This is a genomic window from Pseudomonas sp. B16(2017) (assembly GCF_002113205.1).
GTDB lineage: Bacteria > Pseudomonadota > Gammaproteobacteria > Pseudomonadales > Pseudomonadaceae > Aquipseudomonas > Aquipseudomonas pharyngis.
This window is the reverse complement of sequence record NZ_NEKA01000024.1, coordinates 42,994-49,898: the sequence shown is the minus strand read 5'-3', so window position 1 is coordinate 49,898 and position 6,905 is coordinate 42,994. Positions and strand designations below refer to the sequence as shown.

The window sequence follows — 6,905 nt, the reverse complement described above, 5'->3', positions numbered from 1 at the left end:
GCGGAAACCGCGTGCGCCGGTTCTCATGGTCGACCCAGACCACCGAAGCGCCATCAATCTCCAGCCGATGCGCCAGCGAATGACTCCAGCCAAACCCCAACCCGACGTCGATCTCGGCCGCACTGCTGCGGTACAACCGGCTGAACTCGAATGGAAGCAGTCCATCGAGCACACCATCGGTCAGCGTCAACAGCTCTTCGCCGGTGACCATCGACACCGGACAGCCATTGGTGCAGGTCCTCGGTGCACAATCGGCACTGTCACCGTTGGGATTTTTCGCCTGATCCGAAGCATCATCCCGAGGCTCATGCCGTTCCATTCGTGTCATGCCGTGGGGCTTGTCGCGGGCAATGGCCGCCGGATTGGGCACCGTCAGTACCAGCGAATCGGCCGTACGAATTTCCAGCGGAATGGCCGGTGTCGGCCGCAATGGCGCCTGCCGCGCATTGACCATCAACGGTTTCAAAGCGCTCGCATGGCGGGTCAGGTCAGGCGCCGAGGTCAGCTCTGCCAGCCGCAACGCCGATGCCGCCAGCCATTCCCGCGCACGGGGTGACTTGATCTTGCCCAATACCTGGGTGCTCAACCGCAGCGGCACGCCCATGCCACCCGACACGCACATCAGCAGAAAACTGACCAGCAGCTCAGCGCGAACCTCAGCCACCACCTCGGCCAGATACTGCGGCGGCAACATCTTCAGCCAACTGGTAAAGGCCGCCAGATAAATGAACAGCAACGGCTCATCGCCGAGCATCAGCAGGCCATTGGCGATGGCCTCGCTGGACGCCTCGAGCAAGGCATCCAGTTCAGCGCTGGACAGGTACTGCAGAAGCTTTTCGCTGTTGGCCTGCAAGTCTGCAAGCAGGGCAAACAGCTGCTTCACGTCGTCCCAGACGCCATTCAGGGCGGATTCGAAACCGTGCCAGTCAGCCTGTTGCAACTGCCCGTAACGCTCGGTGAAACCGGCGCTGGAAAACGCCGTCCACTGCGGTTGAAACCCTTTCCATTCCTCACGTAACCAGCCTTCCAGACCATCGATGAGGCCTTGATACGAGGCGTATAACGTCCGGATATGCGCAGTGGAAACATCGGGAAAGAAGGTGATGCGATAACGCTGGCCCCGGTCGCAGTCGCTGACCTCGAGAATGCCGCTGGGGCCGATGGTGTGATGCAGCGGTTCGCCGAACCCCAAAACGCCGTCGACATCGGAAATCACCGGTTCAAGGATCACCGGCGTGTCGCCGATCGGCACAAACCGTGCGGCTTCGAACATGTGCACCAGCGTCAGGGGGCCGGTGGCGGGGCACATGACCACGGAGGAACTGATGGGTCTGCGGCTGCCAATCGGTGCACTGAGCCGGACATCGTTGCCGACCTTGAACACCTGCTCGACACCCAGCGCGGTGCCCATCCAGAACTGCTCGGCCCAGGCGTCATAGTTGTTGAGACAAAGGCGAAACTCCTGAAACAGCTTTTCGACATCGGGCTGATCAGGGTTCAGCGCAGCGACCACCAGCAAACCGATGCTGTTGTTCAATTTCAGGAGTGGATCAGGTGGAAGCATTGGCAGTCACTCGCGCGCATCGGGGGAATGGCGCGAAACTTTGCGGGGGATCGAACAGGAAAGAAGTCAGCCGAGTAGGCGATGTCTGTAGGGCGATTCTCTAAATGTGCGGGAGGGCGTTCGGCGGACAACCGACATTGCCCGTTGCTCAACCTCGGCTGCGCTCGTTATGCTGCTGAACCCTTTAATCAGATCCGAGCAGCGGCGCTATCCACGCCGCTCGGGATGTCTTTGATAACGGATCCGATGATGAATGCACCGCTGAAGGCGTTTGGCCCGATCAAGGCCGTGATTTTCGACATGGACGGTTTGCTGCTGGACACCGAGGGCATCTACACCGAGGTCACCTCACTGATTGCCGCGCGTTACGGGCGTACCTTCGACTGGAGCATCAAGCAGAACATCATTGGTCGCGGCGCTGGCGATCTGGCGCGCTACGTGGTTGAGGCGCTGGACCTGCCGATCACCGCCGAAGAGTTTCTGGTGATCCGCGAGCCGCTGATGCGCGAGCGCTTTCCCACCGCGCAGGCGATGCCGGGTGCCGAGGAACTGATCCGTCACCTCAAGGCGCACAACATTCCGATTGCGGTCGGTACCAGCTCATCGCGTCAGTCGTTCGGTCAGAAAACCACCTTGCACCGCGACTGGTTCGCGCTGTTCGACTTCATCGTCACCGCTGACGACCCGGAAGTCGGCGCAGCCAAACCGGCACCGGACATCTTCCTTACCGCAGCGCGTCGCCTGGGTGTAGCGCCGGAAGATTGCCTGGTGTTCGAAGATTCGCCATTCGGCGTGACAGCCGCGAAAGCAGCCGGCATGACCGCTATCGCCATTCCCGATGCCGCCATGGCCGATGAAAAATACGCACACGCCGACGGGATTCTTCGCACGTTGAAAGCGTTCACGCCGAGTGCATGCGGATTGCCGGCGCTCGACTGGGCCTGATCAAACCGCCGACATAAAAACGCCGCCCCTCTGTCAAAGGAGGGGCGGCGTTTTTCGTTATCGACTATCTGATCAATCAGGCGCCGAAACCACCGTCGATGGTCAGGCTGGCACCGGTGATGTAACCGGCCTCCGGGCTGGCGAGGTAGGCCACGAAGCTGGCGATTTCCTCGGCTTTACCGTAGCGACCCACCGCCATCAGCGGGATCAGGCTGTCGGCGAACTCGCCATGAGCCGGGTTCATGTCGGTATCGACCGGGCCTGGCTGAACATTGTTGATGGTGATGCCCCGTGGGCCGAGGTCGCGGGCCAGGCCTTTGGTCAGGCCGACCAGTGCGGATTTGCTCATCGCATACACGCCGCCACCGGCGAAGGGCATGCGGTCGGCGTTGGTGCTGCCGATGTTGATGATGCGCGAGCCTTCGCCCATGTGCTTGGCGGCTTCTTGGCTGGCGATGAACACGCTGCGCACGTTGATTGCCAGGGTCTGGTCGAAGTCTTCCAGTTTGAAGTCTTCCAGCGGCGCGACGGCCAGCACACCGGCGTTGTTGACCAGGATGTCGAGGCGGCCAAAGGTTTCGACAGTGGCGTTCACCGCGTTGCGGATGGCACCGGCGTCGGCGCTGTCAGCCTTGATCGCCAGGGCTTTGCCGCCGGTGGCGGTGATGCTGTTTTGCAGTTCTTCAGCCTTGGCGGCCGAGCTGACGTAGGTAAAGGCAACCGCGGCGCCTTCAGCGGCCAGGCGTTTGACGATGGCGGCACCGATGCCGCGAGAGCCGCCTTGAATCAGAGCGACTTTACCGCTGAGGTGTTGAGTGGTCATGTTCGATCTCCAGAAGTTTCAAGGCAGGCTGCCTTGGTGTGGTGTCGAGTATCTGCCCCTCGCCAATAGGCGGGTAGACCGTGGTTGCTATAGTCTGTGTAAACCAAAAGTTTAGAGTGGCGGCCATGGAAACCTTCAGCAGTATCGAATGCTTCGTGCGCAGCGCCGAAGTCGGCAGCTTTGCCGAGGCCGCGCGACGCCTGAGCCTGACACCGGCCGCCGTGGGCAAAAGCGTGGCGAAACTGGAAGCGCGCCTCGGCGTGAGGCTGTTCCAGCGTAGCACCCGTCGGTTGACCCTGACGGAAGCGGGGCAGTTGTTTCTGAGTGAGGTCAGCGGCAGTCTCACCACCATCCAGAACGCCGTGAACAATCTGGCCAGCGCCGGCGGTCAACCAGCGGGCACGCTGAAAGTCAGCATGGGCACGGTGTTCGGCCGCTTGTACATCGTGCCGTTGCTGGGAGAATTTTTGAGAAGGTTTCCGGCGATCAACCCGGACTGGCACTTCGATAACCGCCAGGTCGATCTGATCGGCCAAGGTTTCGACGCAGCGATTGGCGGTGGTTTCGAGCTGCCCCAAGGCGTGGTCGCCCGCAGGCTGACGCCGGCGCATCGGGTGTTGGTGGCCTCGAAGGATTATCTGGATCGGTACGCACCGATCAGCGAACCGGACGACCTCACACTGCACGACGGCATCCTGATCCGCTCACCGCAAACCGGTCGCGTGCGCTCCTGGCAGTTGACTCACCGCACGCAACAACACAGCCCGCTGACGCTCAAGGCACGAATGACCATGAGCGATTCCGAAGCCGCCTGCGCCACGGCGGCGCAGGGGATGGGGATTGCACTGGTGAGCATGCCATTCGCGGTCGGCTACCTTGAGGCGGGGACTTTGCAGCGGGTCCTGCCGGACTGGTACGTCGACGACGGCAACATCTCCATTTATTACGCCGAACACAAACTGTTGCCGGGCAAGACCCGGGCCTTCGTCGATTTTGTTATCGAGCAGTTTTCAACCCTGGGTCTCGCCGAACGCTTCAACGCGCAAAACGTGCTGGCCAGCCGATGATGGTTTTTGGCCGTGGCGTCGCATACGTGCGCACCTTGGAGGTCGACAAACCCAGCCGTACCAGCGATTCAGCGATGGTCACGGCCGCCGTGACGCCATCCACCACCGGCACCCCTGTGCGCTGACGGATCTGCTCGTCGAGCCCGGCCATGCCGCCGCAACCCAGGCAGATCACTTCGGCTTTATCTTGAGTCACCGCCAGTTCCGCCTGATGCACGATCGCTTCCAGCGCCCGTTGCGGCTCGTGTTCCAGCTCCAGAACCGCCAGGCCACTGGCGCGCACCGAGGCGCAGCGATCCCACAGGCCGGAAAGTTTCAGCCGATCCTCAATCAACGGCACGGTGCGATCCAGCGTGGTCACCACCGAATAGGCGTGGCCGAGGTACATCGCGGTGCTGGCCGCCGCGTCGGTAATGTCCACCACCGGCACGTTGAGCAACTCCTGCAAACCTTCGCGACCGTGCTCGCCGTAGCCGGCCTGGATCACCGCGTCGAACGGCTGGTCGTAGGACATTACCCGGTCCATCACGGCGATGGCCGCCAGATAACTTTCGAAATTGCCCTCGACTGAATCGGCGCCGAAGTATGGCGTCAGGCCGACAATCTCGGTGCCGGGGGACGCGACAGCCTGCGCTGAGCGGGCGATGGCCTGGGTGATGGATTCGGTGGTGTTGACGTTGACCACGAGAATGCGCATGGGAAGTCCTTATTACGGTTGGTTCTGCAGCCCGGTGAAGGGCTGCCAAAAGATTCAGTGGCTGACGTTGTCGACGGCGATGGCTTCACCGTCCACGTCGGCGTAGTGCGGCTGGCGTTTGGCGATGATCAGGTAGAGCATTCCGGCAATCCCGGCACCGATCAGCCAAGAGAAGGGCGAGACGCTGTGGAAGCCCGGCACCAATGCCAGAACGATGGCGATCAACGCCGCCGGAATAAACGCCGCAACGGCCCGCAGATTGACCCCGCGGCTGTAGTAATACGCGCCGTTCGGGTGTTCGCTGTACAGCTGCGGCACGTGGATCCGGCCTTTTCGGATCAACCAGTAGTCGACCATGATCACGCCGTAAAGCGGGCCGAGCAGGGCGCCGAGGCCGGACAGGAAATACACGATCACCAGCGGGCTGTTGTAGAGATTCCACGGCAGGATCAGCACCGCAATCGTTGCGCTGATCAGCCCGGCGCGGCGGAAGGTCAGGTATTTCGGCGCCAGGTTGCTGAGCACGAAGGCCGGGGCGACGAAATTGGCCATGATGTTCACCGCCACGGTGACGATCAGGAATGCCAGGCAGCCGAGCACCAGAAAGAACGTGTTGGGAATCGACGCGATGATCTCGGTCGGGCTTTCGATGATCCGGCCGTTGATCTGAAATTGCGCGCCGCACAGCAGGACAGTGATCCCGGCGAACACCAGAATATTCACCGGCAGGCCCCAGAAATTTCCGACCTTGATGGTTTTGCGGCACGGCGAAGAGCGGGCGAAGTCGCAGAAGTTGAGGATCAACGTGCCGTAGATCGCCAGCCACAAGGCGCCGCCGGCAAAGATGTTGCGCCACATCTCGCCACCGGTCAGGGGGTCGCGGATCGACCAGGCGATGGTCGCGTTGGCCTGGGTGTACATCCACGCGGCGAGGCAGGCGACGGTCAGCAGAATCACCGGCCCGGCGAAGGCTTCGTAGCGGCGCACCATTTCCATGCCGTAGGCCAGAATCGCCAGTTGCACGAACCAGATCGCCACGAAACACACCCAGCCCAGGCTCGACAGGCCGAGGATCGAGTTGTGATCGTAGTCGGCGAAACCGGGATGGATCGCCGTGAGCAGCACGCGAAACACCACTGACGCCAGGTACGTCTGAATCCCGAACCAGGCGATGGCGATCACCGCCCGGATCAATGCAGGAATCTGCGCCCCATGAATGCCGAAACTGATCCGGCTGATCACTGGAAACGGCACGCCGGTTTTCTGCCCCATATAGCCGGACAGGTTCATGAAGAAATACACCAGTGCTGCACCGATCCCCAGCGACAGCAGAATCTGCCAGCCGCCCAGGCCCAGGGCGTACAGACCGATGGCAAACGAGTAATTGGCGATGTTGTGCACATCGTTGGTCCACAGGGCAAAGATGCTGTATTTACCCCAGCGCCGTCCTTCGACCTTGGTCGGCGCGAGGTCGCTGTTGTGCAGGCGTGGACTCAATTGCAGCGGTTCGGCGATCCCGTCACCGGGCACGCTGCGGTCGAGGGTGGAAGAGGCGGGCAGATTCAGCGCGATGTTGTTATTGGAGAGACTCGTACGCATTCCGGCAGGCTCCTGATGTTCGGGCCGCGATGACTGTGCATGAGCGTTCGGGCTCGGCAGATCTTCGTCGCGGCGGTGAAACATCACTGGTTTCGGGGCATCTGCAGCCTGTACGGGATAGGGCGCTTCAGGCTTGCGGATCGAAAGTGTGGGTTCATGTTTTGCGGTTTTGTATACAAAACATGTATGCACTAAAGCCAGATCTGTGCC

At 61.3% G+C, this 6,905-nt stretch carries 6 protein-coding genes; 2 read left to right on the top strand and 4 right to left on the bottom strand.

Annotated elements, in window-relative coordinates:
* A partial coding sequence (locus CAG25_RS27285) for a DUF6531 domain-containing protein (RefSeq protein ID WP_256576187.1) occupies nt 1–1,564 on the bottom strand: 1,564 nt, incomplete at its 3' end.
* 249 nt (nt 1,565–1,813) lie between these two features.
* On the opposite strand from CAG25_RS27285, the gene CAG25_RS27280 reads away from it, so the two are divergent.
* On the top strand, nt 1,814–2,509 hold the full coding sequence (locus CAG25_RS27280; RefSeq protein WP_039769963.1) for an HAD-IA family hydrolase: 696 nt from the start codon (nt 1,814–1,816) through the stop codon (nt 2,507–2,509).
* 76 nt (nt 2,510–2,585) lie between these two features.
* Here the strand turns inward: CAG25_RS27280 and CAG25_RS27275 are convergent, their stop codons facing one another.
* Nucleotides 2,586–3,332 (bottom strand): 3-oxoacyl-ACP reductase family protein, encoded by a 747-nt coding sequence (locus CAG25_RS27275; protein ID WP_085613269.1) that lies wholly within the window; start codon nt 3,330–3,332, stop codon nt 2,586–2,588.
* A gap of 125 nt (nt 3,333–3,457) precedes the next feature.
* On the opposite strand from CAG25_RS27275, the gene CAG25_RS27270 reads away from it, so the two are divergent.
* Nucleotides 3,458–4,399: a LysR family transcriptional regulator gene (locus CAG25_RS27270; protein ID WP_085613270.1), complete on the top strand. Its 942-nt coding sequence runs from the start codon at nt 3,458–3,460 to the stop codon at nt 4,397–4,399.
* Here the strand turns inward: CAG25_RS27270 and CAG25_RS27265 are convergent.
* Together CAG25_RS27265 and CAG25_RS27260 are read right to left on the bottom strand one after the other, a co-directional pair.
* Nucleotides 4,368–5,096, bottom strand: coding sequence for an aspartate/glutamate racemase family protein (locus tag CAG25_RS27265; RefSeq protein WP_064594658.1), 729 nt, complete (start codon nt 5,094–5,096; stop codon nt 4,368–4,370). The genes CAG25_RS27270 and CAG25_RS27265 overlap by 32 nt on opposite strands.
* Before the next feature lie 54 nt (nt 5,097–5,150).
* On the bottom strand, nt 5,151–6,695 hold the full coding sequence (locus CAG25_RS27260) for an NCS1 family nucleobase:cation symporter-1 (protein WP_085613271.1): 1,545 nt from the start codon (nt 6,693–6,695) through the stop codon (nt 5,151–5,153).
* Between the last annotated feature and the right edge of the window lie 210 nt (nt 6,696–6,905).

Bases quoted from the DNA above. Each gene is read 5' to 3' on its own strand.
- CAG25_RS27275 (WP_085613269.1), bottom strand. From the start codon at position 3,332: ATGACCACTCAACACCTCAGCGGTAAAGTCGCTCTGATTCAAGGCGGC.
- CAG25_RS27270 (WP_085613270.1), top strand. From the start codon at position 3,458: ATGGAAACCTTCAGCAGTATCGAATGCTTCGTGCGCAGCGCCGAAGTC.
- CAG25_RS27260 (WP_085613271.1), bottom strand. From the start codon at position 6,695: ATGCGTACGAGTCTCTCCAATAACAACATCGCGCTGAATCTGCCCGCC.
- CAG25_RS27265 (WP_064594658.1), bottom strand. From the start codon at position 5,096: ATGCGCATTCTCGTGGTCAACGTCAACACCACCGAATCCATCACCCAG.
- CAG25_RS27280 (WP_039769963.1), top strand. From the start codon at position 1,814: ATGAATGCACCGCTGAAGGCGTTTGGCCCGATCAAGGCCGTGATTTTC.